Below are 15087 nucleotides of genomic sequence, written 5' to 3' on the forward strand. Positions count from 1 at the left end.
TTTTAAACCTTAAAACCACGGATGTTGTAGTCCTATACATGAACACGCTGAAATCATCTCGTTTGCTGAAACGCCTGACAGTGGGATCACTGATCGCTTTCTCTCTCAGCCATGCCGCTATTGCTGATGATGTTAATCTCAAGACTATGATTCCGGGCGTACCGGACATTGATGCCGAAGCTTATGTGCTCATCGATTACCATTCAGGTAAGGTGTTAGCCGAAAAGAATGCTGATGCGCGTCGCGATCCCGCCAGTCTGACCAAAATGATGACCAGCTATGTGATTGGACAAGCGGTTAAATCTGGCAAAATCCATCAGGACGATATTGTTACTGTGGGTCAGGATGCCTGGGCAACCGGTAATCCCGTGTTTAAAGGCTCTTCGTTGATGTTCCTAAAGCCTGGCGATCGTGTTCCGGTTTCACAGCTGACGCGCGGCATTGTGCTGCAATCAGGTAACGATGCTTGTGTGGCGATGGCCGATTACGTTGCCGGTAGCCAGGATGCGTTCGTTAACCTGATGAACAACTACGTAAAAGCCATCGGCCTGACAAACACCCATTTCCAGACGGTTCACGGTTTGGATGCGGAAGGTCAATACAGTTCAGCACGCGATATGGCGAAGATTGGTCAAGCACTGATCCGCGATGTGCCAGATGAATACGCGGTTTATAAAGAAAAAGAATTTACCTTCAACAATATCCGTCAGATGAACCGTAATGGTCTGCTTTGGGACACTAACCTGAATGTTGATGGGATCAAAACCGGTCATACCAACGCAGCGGGCTATAACCTTGTCGCTTCTGCTACCGAAGGCCAGATGCGTTTGATCTCTGCCGTAATGGGTGGACATACCTATAAAGGTCGTGAAACCGAAAGCAAAAAGTTGCTGACATGGGGCTTCCGTTTCTTTGAAACCGTCGCGCCACTGAAAGCAGGTAAAGAGTTTGCTTCCGAGCCGGTGTGGTTTGGTAACAGCGATCGTGTTCAGCTGGGCGTAGATAAAGATGCCTACCTGACCATTCCACGTGGACGGATGAAAGATCTGAAAGCCAGCTATGTGCTGAACAATACTGAGCTGCACGCACCGCTGCAGAAAAATCAGGTTGTGGGTAGCATTAACTTCCAGCTGGACGGTAAAACCATCGATCAGCGCCCGCTGGTGGTGTTAAACGAAATCACTGAAGGTGGATTCTTCAGCCGTATCGTGGACTACATCAAACTGATGTTCCATCACTGGTTCGGCTAATCTCTGCGGGCGATTGAAAAGTCGCCACAGCGCCCCCATATCACGTTATTATGATGCTCCCGCTCAGGCGGGAGCCTTTTTTATGCACCGGAGTCAATATGAAAACCAAACTGAATGAACTGCTCGAATTTCCTACCCCATTTACCTATAAAGTAATGGGCTTGGCACAACCGGAGCTGGTTGATCAAGTGGTTGAAGTGGTGCAGCGCCATGCGCCCGGCGACTATTCTCCCGAAGTGAAGCCGAGCAGCAAGGGCAACTATCACTCCGTCAATATTACTATTACCGCCACGCACATTGAGCAGGTGGAAAAGCTGTACGAAGAGCTGGGCAAGATCGAAATCGTTCGTATGGTGCTGTAAATGATAACGTCGGCAAAGGGAGTTGGTCTTACTGTTTGCCGACGTTATACTCAGCCTTTCCCCCTTTAGCGGACCCGCGTTTTGTCAGTCGAAACTCTTCTTGTTCGCCAGTTAGGTCTTTGCAACTGGCAATCCACTTCTGAAGCTATGCATCACTATACCGATCAACGTGACGGCAGCAGCCGCGACGAGATTTGGCTGGTGGAGCATGATCCGGTTTTCACGCAAGGTCAGGCAGGCAAAGCGGAACATGTTTTAATGCCAGGCGATATTCCTGTAGTACAAAGCGATCGCGGCGGTCAGGTCACCTATCACGGTCCCGGCCAACAGGTGATGTATGTGCTGATTGACATCAAGCGACGTAAAATTGGCGTCCGCCAACTGGTTACGGCCCTGGAAGAAACAGTGATTGCAACACTCATGCACTTTGGCGTTGAAGCGCGCGCGCGCGCCGATGCACCTGGCGTCTATGTTGGTGATGAAAAAATCTGCTCGCTGGGTTTACGCATTCGCAAAGGCTGCTCATTCCATGGTCTGGCGCTTAATGTCGCCATGGATTTATCGCCTTTTTTGCGTATCAATCCTTGCGGTTATGCAGGAATGAGCATGACGCAACTGCAACATTTTAATCGTGACGTAAGCGTTATCGAGGTTCAACCTTTGCTAGTAGCGGCATTTGCCCGCCTGTTGAATTATGAAAACGTTGAGTGGCAGACTGAGCCAAACCCAGTAATGCGTTAACTGTGAATGCGTATTTACAAATATGTAACGTTTCAACGCTCAGGATGGCTGCTTCCCGGCCAATCAGATGATATAATTTTTGCACTTTTTTCAAATAAAGTTGAAAGCACCCTTCTCGATGTGTGAGAAAGCTTTCAAATCGCAATCCGACCGGAACCTGCAGATTTTATGAGTAAACCAATTCAGATGGAACGCGGCGTCAAATATCGTGACGCAGATAAAATGGCGTTGATCCCAGTTAAGACTGTGACCACCGAACGGCAAGAGATGTTGCGTAAGCCGGAATGGATGAAAATCAAGTTGCCTGCGGATTCCAGTCGTATCCAGGGCATTAAAGCGGCAATGCGTAAAAACGGTTTACACTCGGTCTGCGAAGAGGCGTCATGCCCTAACCTCGCCGAATGTTTTAACCACGGTACGGCAACCTTTATGATCCTTGGTGCCATCTGTACCCGTCGCTGCCCATTCTGCGATGTTGCTCATGGCCGCCCTAACGCGCCTGATGCTAACGAACCCGGTAAGCTGGCACAAACCATTGCTGACATGGCGCTGCGTTATGTGGTGATCACTTCCGTTGACCGCGACGATTTGCGTGATGGTGGCGCTCAACATTTTGCCGATTGCATCAGCGCTATTCGTGAAAAAAGTCCTACCATCAAAATCGAAACTCTGGTGCCTGACTTCCGTGGCCGTATGGATCGTGCGCTGGAAATTCTGACTGCAACGCCGCCAGATGTTTTTAACCACAATCTGGAAAACGTACCGCGCGTTTACCGTCAGGTGCGTCCGGGTGCTAACTACGACTGGTCGCTCAAACTGCTGGAGCGTTTTAAAGAAGCGCATCCAACTGTTCCGACCAAATCAGGATTGATGGTCGGGTTAGGCGAGACCAACGCTGAAATTGTGGAAGTGATGCGCGATTTGCGTCGCCATGGCGTGACTATGCTTACGCTGGGTCAATATTTGCAGCCTAGTCGCCATCATTTGCCGGTTCAACGTTATGTCAGCCCGGCAGAATTTGATGAGATGAAAGAAGAAGCGATGGCGATGGGCTTTACGCATGCCGCCTGTGGTCCTTTTGTTCGTTCTTCTTATCATGCCGATATGCAGGCTAAAGGCCTGGAAGTTAAGTAACGCTATACAGGTCGTGCCACCTGGTACGGCCTGATTATCCCCTGCCCTTAATCTCTTCAACTAATCTGTCGCTTTATCCGCTGAGGCTATAAGCCATTTTGTCATTTTAATCCTCAGCTGCTTTTATAGGTCAGATTATGGAACCTCATTCCACCCCTTCAGCGTTTCCAGATTGGTTCATACCGGACGATACTGATCACCTGGCTAGCGATATGTTGTCTGGCGGTTCAGACGAAAATCTTGATGCCATAAAAATTCGAACTGCGCCTGTTAATACAACTAACCCTAACCTTACAGCTCACGCGAGTTGCGGCATGGCAGCGCTGGCTACTGCGCTTCATATTGAACAGCGCTATGCTGTTGAGCTAAGCCTCAAGACGCAGACTTCTCCATTAGCGCCTGCCGCGACGACACTCCCTTTATCACTTTATCCTACCGCTGAATTCGTCAACGCCCATGCCTTATCAAATTCAGCATCAGTTTCACAGTCAGAATGGAAGAGTTGCTCTGCTGCTGAAATTGAGCCTCATTCGTCGCTTGCCGCTTTTGAGCCTGAAATGCTTAACCTCATCGGGTCCAGTTTGCTGGAAGTCCCCACACCGCTAAGCGATGTCTACAGTCATCCGATACAAAACACAGAACGTTATCAGCAAACAGTTAAGGATAATGCGAAGGATCAATCTGATGATGAGATAACACAGCCAAACCTGACGTTTGATGGCAGTTCAGAAGCTGATGCATTAATGGACATCTTTCTCAACAGCATATTGGAGGGAAGTACCGTAACAGATGCACAAGTTCACTGGATTTCCGAGCAACCTGAAAATTGGGGAGAAGGATTATATCAACTAAACGCACTGCAGAGCTCAACATCAACGCTTGCGCCGGTGAGCGGTCAATACATGTTTGAAGCGGTAACCGCCCTGTTTTCTGAAGATTTATTAATTCCAGAAGATGAATTTATTTTACTGCAATCTGAGATCGAGCAGGGCTTTACATTACCCGTTGAGGATTTGGAAATTGATCTTTCGGAGATTGTCGACACGCTACCGCTAACGCTAAGTGAGACCGGTTTTGCCTGGGATCGGGTTAGGCCGGTTGACGTTGATCTCGAACTCAACTCAGTGGTCAGCCTGCATTAAAAAACAAAAACCAGACTGATTAAGTCTGGTTTTCTCTCTTCCATCAGAAATAAAAAGTAACATTTATTGTCAACTGACGTTGATTTACTCTTTATGTGATACGCGTTCTGCTGGAATTTCTTCAGCTGTGTTCTTAGTTGCGCTGGAGTCATCATCTTTCATGGCTTTTTTGAAGCCTTTGATTGCGGATCCCAGATCGCCACCCAGTGAACGTAACTTATTGGTGCCAAAGAGCAGTACGATAAGCGCACCGATGATCAGCAGTTTGGCAATACTGATACCTTCCATAATTAACTTTTAAACCTTAGCGAAAAACGGTGAATCTTATTTAGGCGCAGTTTCTCAATCACCTCAACTGCAATCTGTAACAGAGTAAGATCGCTTTGCGCGAAATCGATTGAATCTACCCTAATCATAAACGCTTAAATAAAACGACTTAAAAAAGCCTGCGTTCGTGGATGCTGCGGATTCGCAATGACCTCATCCGGTGTTCCTTGCTCTACCACCACCCCACCATCCATGAACACCACACGATCGGCTGCTTCGCGTGCAAAACCAATTTCGTGCGTGACCACAATCATGGTTAAGCCTTGATCGGCCAGCGTGCGCATTGTGGCCAGCACTTCACCCACTAATTCAGGATCCAGCGCCGAAGTCGGTTCATCAAATAGCATTAAGGTCGGCTTAATCGCTAATGCGCGAGCAATGGCGACACGCTGTTGCTGTCCACCAGAAAGGTGTCGCGGCCAGGCATCCGCTTTGTCGCTCAACCCCACCGTTGCCAGCAGCTCTTTAGCATGCGCTAACGCTGCCTGACGGGGAAATTTATGCACACCAATCGGCGCTTCAATGATGTTTTGCAGCACTGTCATATGGGGGTAGAGATTGAACTGCTGAAACACCATGCCAATTTTCTGCCGTTGCTGGGCAATTTTTCGCGGTGACAAACGATGTAACACGCTGCGTTTTAGCTCATAACCAATCTGCTGATCGCCGACCATAATCGAGCCGCCGTTCATATCTTCCAGATGATTAATGCAGCGTAAAAAAGTAGATTTCCCCGACCCTGATGGGCCAAGAATAACCACCACTTCACCGGGATAGACATCAAGGTCGATGCCTTTGAGCACTTCATTGTCGCCATAACTTTTCTGCACGTTTCGCGCGCTGACTAAAGGTTCAGCTGTTTTCATACGTCCTCCTTACGCACCAACGACGTATTGGCAAATGGCGTAGCGGCACGTTTGGCCGTAACCGCCACGCGTTTCGTACCACGCGCGTAGTAGCGTTCAATAGCGGACTGTCCCACATTGAGAATTGAGGTGATGAGCAGATACCAAATTACCGCCACCATCAGCATTGGAATAATTTCGAAGGTGCGGTTGTAGACGGCCTGCACGGAATAAAGCAGATCGCCCATCGCGATAACGCTCACCAACGAAGTGGCTTTGATCATACTGATGAGCTGGTTGCCAGTAGGTGGAATGATGGAACGCATCGCCTGTGGAATAATAATGCGGCGCAGTGCACGCGCTCGACTCATCCCAAAGGCCTGAGTGGTTTCTACCTGACCGTTGTCGACCGAGAGCAGGCCAGCACGAATCACTTCCGCCATATAAGCCGCTTCATTCAACGCCAGTCCCGCAATTGCTGCCGTCAGCGGTGTGATGAGATCATTGGTATTCCAGCTGGCAAAAGTGATGTCGGTCCAGGGCACAGTAATCGATAAGGTCGGGAACAGCGTCGACAGGTTGTACCAAAAAATGAGTTGCACCAACAGCGGCGTACCCCGGAAGAACCAGATATAGAGACCGGAAAGACCGCTCAGTAATTTATTCTCTGACAAACGCCAGACCGCCAGAATTAAACCCAACAGGGTGCCGAGAATCATCGACACCACCGTGAGTCCGAGCGTGACCTGCAACCCTTTCAAGACTGTGCCTTCCGTGAACCATTGCAGCACCACTTTCCATTCGAAATTGGGATTGGTCGCTACCAGCCACATCAGGTTCGAGCCAATAACCAGCACCACAATCCAGGAGACCCAGCGTCCATATGAGGGCGCACTGTGGGCAAAAGCCACGTCGCGCTGTTGCACGTTGGCCTTGTCCATGGCTCGTGAATCGTTGGTGTGTAAACTCATTTAGCCGCCCCTTTCGCCAGATTAACGCCCGGTTCAGTAATCATGTTGCCGTCCAACTTCCACTTTTTCATGATTGCTGCATAAGTACCGTTTTGATACAGCGCTTTGTAACCATCCAGTACAACTTTACCCAGTTGAGAGTTTTTCGGCACAACGGTGCCCTGGAAGATATCGCCAAAACCATTTTTCTGACCTGTGCCTGCGAGTTCAAGCTGACCATTCGCCTGTTCAACAAAATAAGTCAGCGGCGCTTGTGAAGAGAAAAAGGCATCAGAGCGCTTAGAACGTACCGCCAAAATAGAGGAGGGTTGGTCGGTAAAGGATTGCACAGTGACCGCCGGTTTACCGGCAGCGGTACAAGCGGCAGATTGCTTACGAATAACTTGTTCGGCAGAGCCGGCAGCCATAACCGCAATCCGCTTGCCGCAGGTGTCGTCCAGACTATTAATTTTTGACGGATTGCCTTTTTGAACGCCAAAAACCACAAACTCTTGCACGTAATCGATAAAGTCGACTTTTTGCTGGCGGTCTGGATAATCGCCTACCGGACCGATTGCTAACTGATAGCGTCCCGAATTAATCCCAGCCAATACGCCTGATAAACCACTGACCGTTGCATGTTCAATTTTAACGCCCAGCAGCTGGCTGAGCGCTGTGGTTAAGTCAGCGGATGCGCCATCCATTGAGTGTGGGCCATTGACGATTTCATACGGAGGAAAGGAGCCGTTGTTAACTGAAATCATTTTCCCGGCTGTTTTGATCTCTTCTGGCAGACGATCGTGCAGTGCCTGATCCACTTTTTGAACCGCAATGGCATCAGCAGCATGGGCTAAAGATGCAGTCATACCTAAAGCCAGCGTGAGTGCGGTCGCTATCTTTTTCATTATTTTCCCCAATGCTGTCAGTGTGTTTTTAGTTCTGGTCGTGCAAAACGACGATTTTCAAGGACCGGTAAAACGCTGCGAGCGTACGCGATCCGCTGCGGATCGAGATCGGCAAACACCAACGCGGTGGATTCCGGCGCTTTTGCAATCGCGACGCCGAGCGGATCAATCACCAGGCTATTGCCAATATTGCGTGGTCCACATTCTCCCACCGCGACCATGTAGCAGGTGTTTTCCAGTGCCCGCGCGGTAGTGAGTAATTCCCAGTGCATCTCTTTCAGCGGCCCTTTGACCCAGGCGGCAGGCAGTACCAGCACATCGGCACCATCCAGCACCAGACGGCGCGCCAGCTCCGGGAAACGCACGTCATAACAGGTCATTAATCCCACCTTCATACCCGCCACCTCGACTAAGGGTGGAATGACATGGCCGGGATTAACGCGCTGTGATTCTTGCATGGCAAAGGCGTCATAAAGATGCAGCTTTTCGTAAGCAGCAATGATTTCACCATTGCGAATGGCGATCAGGACGTTGAGCGCCTTTTGCTCTTGCGTTGGCACATGGACACTCATCATCGTGGTGAGGTCGTTACCTTTACTGGCTGCCAAGAGTTGGGTTAAAAATGGGCCATCCAGCGGCTGCGCAGCTTTCAGAACTAAATCGGGATCGGCGATATCACGCGCCAATACGCCTTCAGGCAGTACCAGTAGATGCGCGCCACCCGCTAAGGACCGGCTCATTAAATCAAGGCAAATATCCGCGTTATCCTGCCATTCACGGCTAACGGCAAATTGCCCCATCGCGACTTTCATCATCATTCCCCCTTACCTGCCACCGGGAATAGAAGCTCCGGCGTCAGCAATGTTTTGGTCAGACCTTGTTGATACAGCTCATTGGCAAAGTCCGTGATCATCTTCTTGTTAACGGTAAAACCGTTTTCATTCCAGTTGGCTGGCAATTCCTGCGCGGTACGTCGCAAATCGTCCAGTAACCACGGCGTGGTGTCGGCATACTTTTCGCGCTTTTGCATCCAGACGTGATAGGAACGGGTAATGAGGTCACTCAACGCCTGAGGCAGCCAAGGATGCTGCTCCGCCAGCGCGGGTTTCATTGCCAAAATATGGATGCCTGGCACATATCCAACACGATTAAAGTAATCAAGCTCGGCCTGATAAAAATCGGTTTGCAGTTGACGTAAACCCGATTCCGCCAGGAAAAAACCTTCTGGCATGAAGGGGGTAAACACAGCATCCAGCTCACCCGCTTTCAGCAACTCAATCAGTGGGCGCTCTTCTGGCGCAGGTTCGATACGGCCCGGGCGGCCAAATCCTGCCAAACGGTCAACAATCGGATGGTCGGCAGTTAATCGACCGGCAAACCAATAAGCATCATCAATTTCCACTCCCGCTTCACGCAGCACTGTGCGCGTCCAGGTGTTACCTGAATCTTGCCAACCCGTAACACCAATTCTCTTTCCTTTTAGCTGTGCTGGCGAAGTGAGCGGACTTGCGGTGGTGGTGATAATGCAGCGCTGGCGAAAGCCACGCATCAAAAAGTGCGGCAGGCCAAGCAGCGAGTGATCACCTTTCGCCCGGCCTTGCGCGTAACGGCTAAAGGAGACTTCGCCTGCGTCGTAATCAGGGCTGGTTGCAATGTCATTCACTAGCGTCCCGACGCGGTCAATTTTTAAATCAAAGCCTTCCGGCTTGATGTCGCCAAGTGCCAGCGGCGTAAAATAGTCCCAGTCACGTACCGCTAGTCTGATGGTAAGCCTTTCCATTTTTTCCCCGTCTCTGCCAATGCAGTTGAGCTGCGATGATTTAATCACCAAATAGTGCTTGAATTTGATACTAGATCTGGAACACTATCCTGAACAATCTTTTCTTTGTTACTGAACAAATTATTTTCTTATGACGCAAACCGTAGATCTTCACTGGCTAAGTAGCCAAATTAATGATGCTTCCGTAAAAGGCATTGCGCTGGCTGCCTCCACGCTAATACGTGACGGCCAAATTGCGATTGGCATGCAGATGCCGTCGGTACGCGACTTAGCGGAAGTGTTAGGCGTAAGCCCAGCAACCGTTTCAGCTGCCTGGGCGCAGTTAAAGAAGCAGAAAGTGCTGGCAGGTAAAGGCCGAAGTGGCGTTTGGGTGAGTGGAAATAACGTAACGCCTCGCCCTATTCGCTTTGAGAAAATTGGTAACTATGGCGATAACATTCAAGCTGACCTGGCAATGGCATCGCCTGATACCGCTTTGCTGCCTGATTTATCGTCCGCTTTACAGGCGGCACTTAACTCTCCACAGCTCAACAGCTACTATCGTGAAGCCATTTCGCCGCAGTTGCTCAGCGCGATTCAACCTCGCTGGCCTTATCCGGCAGAAGCTTATTTAGCGACCGATGGTGGTTTTGATGCGATGAATTTAGTGGTGCAAACGCTGGTTTCGCCTGGCGATCGGGTCATCATTGAGGATCCGACAGCGACACGCTTGCTGGATATGCTCGACAACGTTGGCGCTGAAATCCTGCCTCTTGCTTGTGACAGCGAAGGCCCGTTGCCAGAGGTGCTAACAACATTGCTAGAGAAGTCGCCGGTGATGGTGATTTATCAACCGCGCACGCATTCAGCGACAGGGCACAATATCAGCCGCGGGCGTCGTCAGGCGTTGGCAGATGTATTAGCAACCAGCTCGACGCTGATTATCGAAGATGACGGCATTGGCGATCTTTCCGTGGAATCTGCCTGGAGCCTGGGGGAAGTTTTTCCCGACCGCACGATACACGTACGCTCATTCTCCAAAGCGTATGGGCCAGATTTAAGGTTGGCGGTGCTTTCTGCTACATCAAATATGGTCAAACGCATTCAGGCCTGGCGTAATTTTGGCGTTAGCTGGACCAGCCGTATTTTGCAGGATGCCGTTGCGTGGATGCTGGAGGACGCGGCGACTCAACAGCACATTAACGTCGCCCGGGAAACTTACCGCCAACGGCGGGAGAAACTCTTGCTGGCTTTAGCGAATCGTGGATTAGTACTTGAAGCGCGGGATGGATTGAGTATTTATATTCCCGTACTCTCAGAACAATTTGCGATGATCACCTTGGCGGCACGCGGTATCGCTGTGCTGCCAGGCGAACGCTGCCGCTTGGGCAACACGCAGTTTATTCGCGTCAGTATTGCCTGTATGAACGAGCAACAGTTGGAAATGATCGCCAATGCGCTGGTGATTGCTGCCGGACATGAAATCAGTTTGGGCGTAAACCTTTGACATGATAACTCGGCGATTCTTCGTAGCCTTCTCGCGCATAAAACTGATTAGCTTTTAATCGTGATACGTGACAATGCACTTCCATGCGGTCACAACCGCGTTGTGACGCCATGGCTTCAGCGTGCTGAATAAGCTGCTGACCGACACCTTTACTGCGCTCACCTTCAGCAATGCAGAAATAACTGATACGCGCAAAATCACCGGCCAACGCCAGCTGTGGAATAAAATGCATCGACAAAAAGCCCAGCACCTGCGTGCCATGCTCTGCAACTAAAAGCATTTCATTCGGATGCGTGATGAGCTGAGCAAGGCGCTGGTCGATAAAACTCTCCGTTCCGCCGTAGCCTAGCTCCGCTAACAACGCGCTCAATGCGAAACTGTCCTTTGCCTGTGCCTGACGTATATTCATTCTCTCTCCTGAATGGGGTAATTCCTGTCGTTCTGTTATATAGCGTTGAGAATGAAAAATCTGCAAGTAACGCTTGTTATGATTATGTTACGAGAACTATTTGTGACTGACACCGCAGAATGTGCGCCGTCATCCGTAAGCCATTAAATTTGCATCTTCAACGCACCTGATGCCGGTTCGTGGAAAAAGAGTGATTCAGTCACCAAGATCGGGCATTGCTACGGTGGTGGGCAGGAGGGCTAGAGGAATATCAATGCATGGCAATTGAGGAATAACAGGCATAAAAAAACCCGCCAATTGGCGGGTTTTTAGAATTCTGACTGTTAACTTACAGACTGATAACGTTAGCAGCAGATGGGCCTTTCGCGCCGTCGGTGATTTCAAACTCAACGCGCTGACCTTCAGCCAGAGTTTTGAAGCCGTTGCTCTGGATTGCAGAGAAGTGTACGAATACATCTTTGCTGCCATCTTCAGGAGTAATGAAACCGAATCCTTTAGATTCATTAAACCACTTAACGTTACCTTTGATCTTAGACATCTAATATTACCTTTACATGAAAAATGGACACTAAACTGTGTCGGCGTCTAGTACAGCAATTGCAGAGAGATTTGTCCAGCTTGAATTGATGGAAAAGTGATAAATATCGACATTCTTTAGATGCGTCACACTTTATGTTTCTTTCGCTTGCCTAAAATGCCCAACGTAGCCAGGCAAAATAGACATTTCCATTGTTATAAGTGCCCGGAATGTAAGTCATTTGAAAACTCAATGCGCCATAACCTATTGAACCCAAGGGTAATAGCCCAGGAACGGGGAAGTAATTCCAGTTATCTCGCGCTGTGGCTCCCACAGTAAAACCTACGCCCCAGTGGAATGACTGATTTTCTAACGGTCGCCAGGTCGCTTCCCAACCGTATCCACCGATCGGCTCCCATTTATTGAAAGAATCCTTAAAGGCCATGAGATACAGGCCATGCCAGTTCCCCTTTTCGTCATAACGAGAAACGCCGCCACCCGCGCCCCATGGATGTTCGTTATAGCGATCAATATGTTCCTCATCGTAGGTCCAGCGGTTATGCCAGGTTATCGCTGGCACATAGACATCCACGCTGTCTGGCTGCTGCCAGGTCTGTTGCACATTATGATAAGGTTTCCCAACCTGACTGCACTCCCTGAAGCAACGTTGCGGCCTGAAGTGAGAATGAGAGCATGAGTGCTGGAACAAGAGGCCAGATCACGAGAAGACAATACCTGTTCACTGCTTTTTCCTGCCGATTTTTTAAATGGCGAGTTCTAAACCCAGTGTTGAAGCCAAGCGGGCATCTTAATGAGGCGCTCCAAACTGGAGATAAACATGAAGTCGATTTTAAGAAATTGTGCCGCAGAAAGAGGTGAGACACCGCCAGGAACTTTCGCATCTGGTCACATTAAATGCGAAAACAGGCCATTGATGGCGAGATTATCCGCAAACAGCTAAAAAACATGATCCTTATCAATGAAAAGGATTTTTGCGGAGCTTGAATCGCTCAAAATACAGCTACGAAACAGGAAAATATTCTTAGATTCAATGCGCTAAAAGAAATGATCGCAACGTGTTATAAATTAGAAAATCTTAACTATTTTTGATGTGTTTTTGATAAGATTGGTCTTATTCAATTCCAGGAAGGAGGCGAAGATGCCATGGTGATGAAAATTCGCTGCACTGCATGTGGCAGCGCAAAGTTTACCTTTATTGATTGCAAAGCAAGTTTGAAACCTTTCCACGGCGCCTGCTGTGCATACTGTAAGAAACATCTTGCGGTAAAAGATTTGTTACCTGTAACGCGTAACAGCCCCCTCTCGCCCTGTTCACCCGTATGTCAAAACAGAGATTCAGGCAATTGAGAGGAAGTTCGGGCACCCGGTAAGGTGCCCGCTTTATTAGAAAATGAGTTTGAACACCCCTGTCAGCGTTAACAGCCCAACGATAAAAATGATGGCGATGACCCACAAAATTATTTTCATTTCCCTCTCCCTTACCTAATAAAAAAGCCTTTCCTGTAAACAGTATAGGTGAAAATTTTACCTTTGCTGCTTCGCTCTCAAAGACCAACTCTGCCCCGTTAAGCCGCTTAGTGTCCATTTTTTTTCTGCGAGACAGGTCGCAAGATAATCATTATTTCTGGGACACCGCTTCGTTTAGCGAAGCAGGGCCAGCTAAAATTTAAGCGGCAAAGGCAGGCCAGAATTGTGATGAATTTGAAATCAGTAACAAGGAGATCTTATGAGCACGATTAATACCAGCATGGGTCGCTATAGTCTTAAGGCTAAAAATAGCGGCGATCACATCAAGGGTTCTTTCGCTATCAATGATGAAGGCGGTACTCAACTTACCTTGCAAGAGTTTGATGAACCCTATTTAGACGATGTGGTAAATAACGTGATTTATCCTGTCACGGGTGGTAACCGCGAAATAGCGCGTGCACTGCGCGAACAGATGGTGAAAGCCGGTTTCGAACAACCCCATTAATCCTCAAAACTTTGGGCCGCATTTTGCGGCCCTGCTCTTAAAAAGCCCCTTGATATCTAACCAACACTTGCCGCTGGCCTACCTTTCACTGCAGGATGAAAACCCTTCATAAAAAGGAGATTAGCGTGAGTCAATTGCATCGTATTAATGCCAGTCGATTACATCAGTTTGTTCAGGCGATTTGGCTTTATGCCGGCAGCACAACAGAAGAAGCTGGCTTGGTTGCCGATCATTTAGTTGCTGCGAACCTGGCAGGACACGACTCCCACGGCGTAGGTATGATCCCCAGCTACATGGCGTCGTTGGCACAAGGTCATTTGCAGCTTAATCAGCGCCCAACGCTGACCAAAGACGCTGGTGCGGTGTTGACGCTGCATGCCAATCAGGGCTTTGGTCAGGTTGCCGCTTGGGAAGCAATGAAATTGGGCATTGAACGTGCTCAGAAATTAGGGATTGCCGCGGTCGGTTTACATCATTCACATCATATTGGTCGTATTGGTCACTGGGCAGAACAGTGTGCAGCAGCGGGTTTGGTCTCGTTCCACTTCGTTAACGTTATGGGCGATCCCATGGTGGCACCCTTTGGTGGCAGCGATCGCCGTTTTGGTACTAACCCATTTTGCGCCATTTTTCCAAGACAAAATGCTAAACCGCTGCTGCTTGATTTCGCTACCAGCGGTATTGCTTATGGCAAAACGCGGGTTGCCTGGAATAAAGGCATTGAGGTCGCGCCAGGTTATCTGATTGATCACCAAGGCCATGCCACCACGCAACCAGGCGTAATGCATCAACAGCCGTTTGGCTCTTTACTGCCTTTTGGCCTGCATAAGGGTTATGCATTAGCGGCAATGTGCGAGATTCTCGGTGGCGCGTTATCGGGTGGGCGCACCACTCACGATGCCACAGTGCAGAGCAACAGTGACGCCATCTTTAACTGCATGACCACCATTATCCTTGATCCTGCTGCTTTTGACGCGCCAGCGATGCAAGAAGAAGCCGAAGCTTTTATCGAATGGGTAAAACGCTCACCGAAAAGTGGTGATGAGGATATTCAGGTGCCAGGTGAATGGGAAGAAGCGAATCGCGAAGCGCGCGATCGTTTAGGCATTCCGTTAGATGCCACCAGCTGGCAGCAGATTTGTCAGGCAGCGGCACAGGCTGGCATGCCAGATGAAGAGCTAAACGCGTTCCGTTTGTTGGCGGTATAAGGTAAAACCGCCGCGACACGTTGTCACGGCGGTGTTTG

The 15087-nt window shown here is 49.3% G+C and carries 17 protein-coding genes and 1 pseudogene; 8 read left to right on the forward strand and 10 right to left on the reverse strand.

Going from position 1 to position 15087, the window contains the following annotated elements; genetic code table 11:
* Positions 1-38 precede the first annotated feature (38 nt).
* The 5 genes from dacA (at position 39) to SC127_RS03805 (ending at position 4629) form a co-directional block, all read left to right on the forward strand.
* The gene (gene dacA, locus SC127_RS03785) at positions 39-1250 is read left to right on the forward strand and encodes a D-alanyl-D-alanine carboxypeptidase DacA (RefSeq protein WP_243078351.1); all 1212 of its coding nucleotides are present in this window, start codon (positions 39-41) and stop codon (positions 1248-1250) included.
* Positions 1251-1348: 98 nt separating this feature from the next.
* On the forward strand, positions 1349-1612 hold the full coding sequence (gene ybeD / locus SC127_RS03790; protein WP_215847365.1) for a DUF493 family protein YbeD: 264 nt from the start codon (positions 1349-1351) through the stop codon (positions 1610-1612).
* 81 nt (positions 1613-1693) lie between these two features.
* A complete protein-coding gene (lipB, locus tag SC127_RS03795; RefSeq protein WP_332625303.1) occupies positions 1694-2353 on the forward strand; it encodes a lipoyl(octanoyl) transferase LipB in 660 nt (219 codons plus the stop codon).
* Positions 2354-2521: 168 nt separating this feature from the next.
* The gene (gene lipA / locus SC127_RS03800; protein WP_332625305.1) at positions 2522-3487 is read left to right on the forward strand and encodes a lipoyl synthase; all 966 of its coding nucleotides are present in this window, start codon (positions 2522-2524) and stop codon (positions 3485-3487) included.
* Between the two features lie 137 nt (positions 3488-3624).
* Positions 3625-4629, forward strand: coding sequence for a hypothetical protein (locus SC127_RS03805; RefSeq protein WP_332625307.1), 1005 nt, complete (start codon positions 3625-3627; stop codon positions 4627-4629).
* Positions 4630-4713: 84 nt separating this feature from the next.
* Here the strand turns inward: SC127_RS03805 and tatE are convergent, their stop codons facing one another.
* The 6 genes from tatE to SC127_RS03835 form a co-directional block, all read right to left on the reverse strand.
* Positions 4714-4917 (reverse strand): twin-arginine translocase subunit TatE, encoded by a 204-nt coding sequence (gene tatE / locus SC127_RS03810; RefSeq protein ID WP_215847369.1) that lies wholly within the window; start codon positions 4915-4917, stop codon positions 4714-4716.
* Between the two features lie 134 nt (positions 4918-5051).
* Entirely contained in the window at positions 5052-5822 is a 771-nt protein-coding gene (locus tag SC127_RS03815; protein WP_243078354.1) for an amino acid ABC transporter ATP-binding protein, read from the reverse strand.
* Positions 5819-6772, reverse strand: coding sequence for an amino acid ABC transporter permease (locus SC127_RS03820; RefSeq protein ID WP_243078355.1), 954 nt, complete (start codon positions 6770-6772; stop codon positions 5819-5821). The genes SC127_RS03815 and SC127_RS03820 overlap by 4 nt, the downstream gene beginning before the upstream one ends.
* Entirely contained in the window at positions 6769-7656 is an 888-nt protein-coding gene (locus SC127_RS03825) for an ABC transporter substrate-binding protein (protein ID WP_332625310.1), read from the reverse strand. Before SC127_RS03825 ends, SC127_RS03820 begins: the two co-directional genes overlap by 4 nt.
* Before the next feature lie 17 nt (positions 7657-7673).
* Positions 7674-8468, reverse strand: coding sequence for a deaminated glutathione amidase (locus SC127_RS03830; protein WP_215848320.1), 795 nt, complete (start codon positions 8466-8468; stop codon positions 7674-7676).
* Positions 8469-8470: 2 nt separating this feature from the next.
* Complete coding sequence (locus SC127_RS03835) at positions 8471-9436, reverse strand: nitrate ABC transporter substrate-binding protein (protein WP_243078357.1); 966 nt, start codon at positions 9434-9436, stop codon at positions 8471-8473.
* Between the two features lie 130 nt (positions 9437-9566).
* Here SC127_RS03835 and SC127_RS03840 point away from each other — a divergent pair, with 130 nt between their 5' ends.
* Positions 9567-10922 carry an aminotransferase-like domain-containing protein gene (locus SC127_RS03840; RefSeq protein ID WP_215847373.1) on the forward strand — a complete coding sequence of 452 codons (1356 nt, stop codon included), beginning with the start codon at positions 9567-9569 and terminating at the stop codon, positions 10920-10922.
* Here the strand turns inward: SC127_RS03840 and SC127_RS03845 are convergent.
* The 4 genes and pseudogenes from SC127_RS03845 to SC127_RS22550 all read right to left on the reverse strand — a co-directional run bounded on the left by SC127_RS03845 (position 10900) and on the right by SC127_RS22550 (position 13336).
* Positions 10900-11331: a GNAT family N-acetyltransferase gene (locus tag SC127_RS03845; protein ID WP_215847374.1), complete on the reverse strand. Its 432-nt coding sequence runs from the start codon at positions 11329-11331 to the stop codon at positions 10900-10902. The two genes, SC127_RS03840 and SC127_RS03845, sit on opposite strands and share 23 nt — an antisense overlap.
* A gap of 328 nt (positions 11332-11659) precedes the next feature.
* Complete coding sequence (cspE, locus tag SC127_RS03850) at positions 11660-11869, reverse strand: transcription antiterminator/RNA stability regulator CspE (protein ID WP_006118399.1); 210 nt, start codon at positions 11867-11869, stop codon at positions 11660-11662.
* Between the two features lie 151 nt (positions 11870-12020).
* Positions 12021-12591, reverse strand: a pseudogene (gene pagP / locus SC127_RS03855) (lipid IV(A) palmitoyltransferase PagP).
* Positions 12592-13252: 661 nt separating this feature from the next.
* Entirely contained in the window at positions 13253-13336 is an 84-nt protein-coding gene (locus SC127_RS22550) for a hypothetical protein (protein WP_085982494.1), read from the reverse strand.
* 259 nt (positions 13337-13595) lie between these two features.
* Between SC127_RS22550 and SC127_RS03860 the strand changes: the two genes are divergently transcribed.
* Together SC127_RS03860 and SC127_RS03865 are read left to right on the forward strand one after the other, a co-directional pair.
* Positions 13596-13841 carry a hypothetical protein gene (locus SC127_RS03860; protein ID WP_215847375.1) on the forward strand — a complete coding sequence of 82 codons (246 nt, stop codon included), beginning with the start codon at positions 13596-13598 and terminating at the stop codon, positions 13839-13841.
* Between the two features lie 125 nt (positions 13842-13966).
* Positions 13967-15049 (forward strand): malate/lactate/ureidoglycolate dehydrogenase, encoded by a 1083-nt coding sequence (locus SC127_RS03865; RefSeq protein WP_215847376.1) that lies wholly within the window; start codon positions 13967-13969, stop codon positions 15047-15049.
* The last annotated feature ends 38 nt before the right edge of the window (positions 15050-15087 follow it).

Origin of the sequence: Pantoea sp. T14 (genome assembly GCF_036663535.1) — a bacterium.
GTDB classification, from domain to species: Bacteria; Pseudomonadota; Gammaproteobacteria; order Enterobacterales; family Enterobacteriaceae; genus Pantoea; species Pantoea phytostimulans.

Excerpts from the sequence above, each read along its gene's own strand:
- dacA (WP_243078351.1), top strand. The coding sequence starts at position 39 with ATGAACACGCTGAAATCATCTCGTTTGCTGAAACGCCTGACAGTGGGA.
- ybeD (WP_215847365.1), top strand. The coding sequence starts at position 1,349 with ATGAAAACCAAACTGAATGAACTGCTCGAATTTCCTACCCCATTTACC.
- lipA (WP_332625305.1), top strand. The coding sequence starts at position 2,522 with ATGAGTAAACCAATTCAGATGGAACGCGGCGTCAAATATCGTGACGCA.
- SC127_RS03805 (WP_332625307.1), top strand. The coding sequence starts at position 3,625 with ATGGAACCTCATTCCACCCCTTCAGCGTTTCCAGATTGGTTCATACCG.
- tatE (WP_215847369.1), bottom strand. The coding sequence starts at position 4,917 with ATGGAAGGTATCAGTATTGCCAAACTGCTGATCATCGGTGCGCTTATC.
- SC127_RS03815 (WP_243078354.1), bottom strand. The coding sequence starts at position 5,822 with ATGAAAACAGCTGAACCTTTAGTCAGCGCGCGAAACGTGCAGAAAAGT.
- SC127_RS03820 (WP_243078355.1), bottom strand. The coding sequence starts at position 6,772 with ATGAGTTTACACACCAACGATTCACGAGCCATGGACAAGGCCAACGTG.
- SC127_RS03825 (WP_332625310.1), bottom strand. The coding sequence starts at position 7,656 with ATGAAAAAGATAGCGACCGCACTCACGCTGGCTTTAGGTATGACTGCA.
- SC127_RS03830 (WP_215848320.1), bottom strand. The coding sequence starts at position 8,468 with ATGAAAGTCGCGATGGGGCAATTTGCCGTTAGCCGTGAATGGCAGGAT.
- SC127_RS03835 (WP_243078357.1), bottom strand. The coding sequence starts at position 9,436 with ATGGAAAGGCTTACCATCAGACTAGCGGTACGTGACTGGGACTATTTT.
- SC127_RS03840 (WP_215847373.1), top strand. The coding sequence starts at position 9,567 with ATGACGCAAACCGTAGATCTTCACTGGCTAAGTAGCCAAATTAATGAT.
- SC127_RS03845 (WP_215847374.1), bottom strand. The coding sequence starts at position 11,331 with ATGAATATACGTCAGGCACAGGCAAAGGACAGTTTCGCATTGAGCGCG.
- cspE (WP_006118399.1), bottom strand. The coding sequence starts at position 11,869 with ATGTCTAAGATCAAAGGTAACGTTAAGTGGTTTAATGAATCTAAAGGA.
- SC127_RS22550 (WP_085982494.1), bottom strand. The coding sequence starts at position 13,336 with ATGAAAATAATTTTGTGGGTCATCGCCATCATTTTTATCGTTGGGCTG.
- SC127_RS03860 (WP_215847375.1), top strand. The coding sequence starts at position 13,596 with ATGAGCACGATTAATACCAGCATGGGTCGCTATAGTCTTAAGGCTAAA.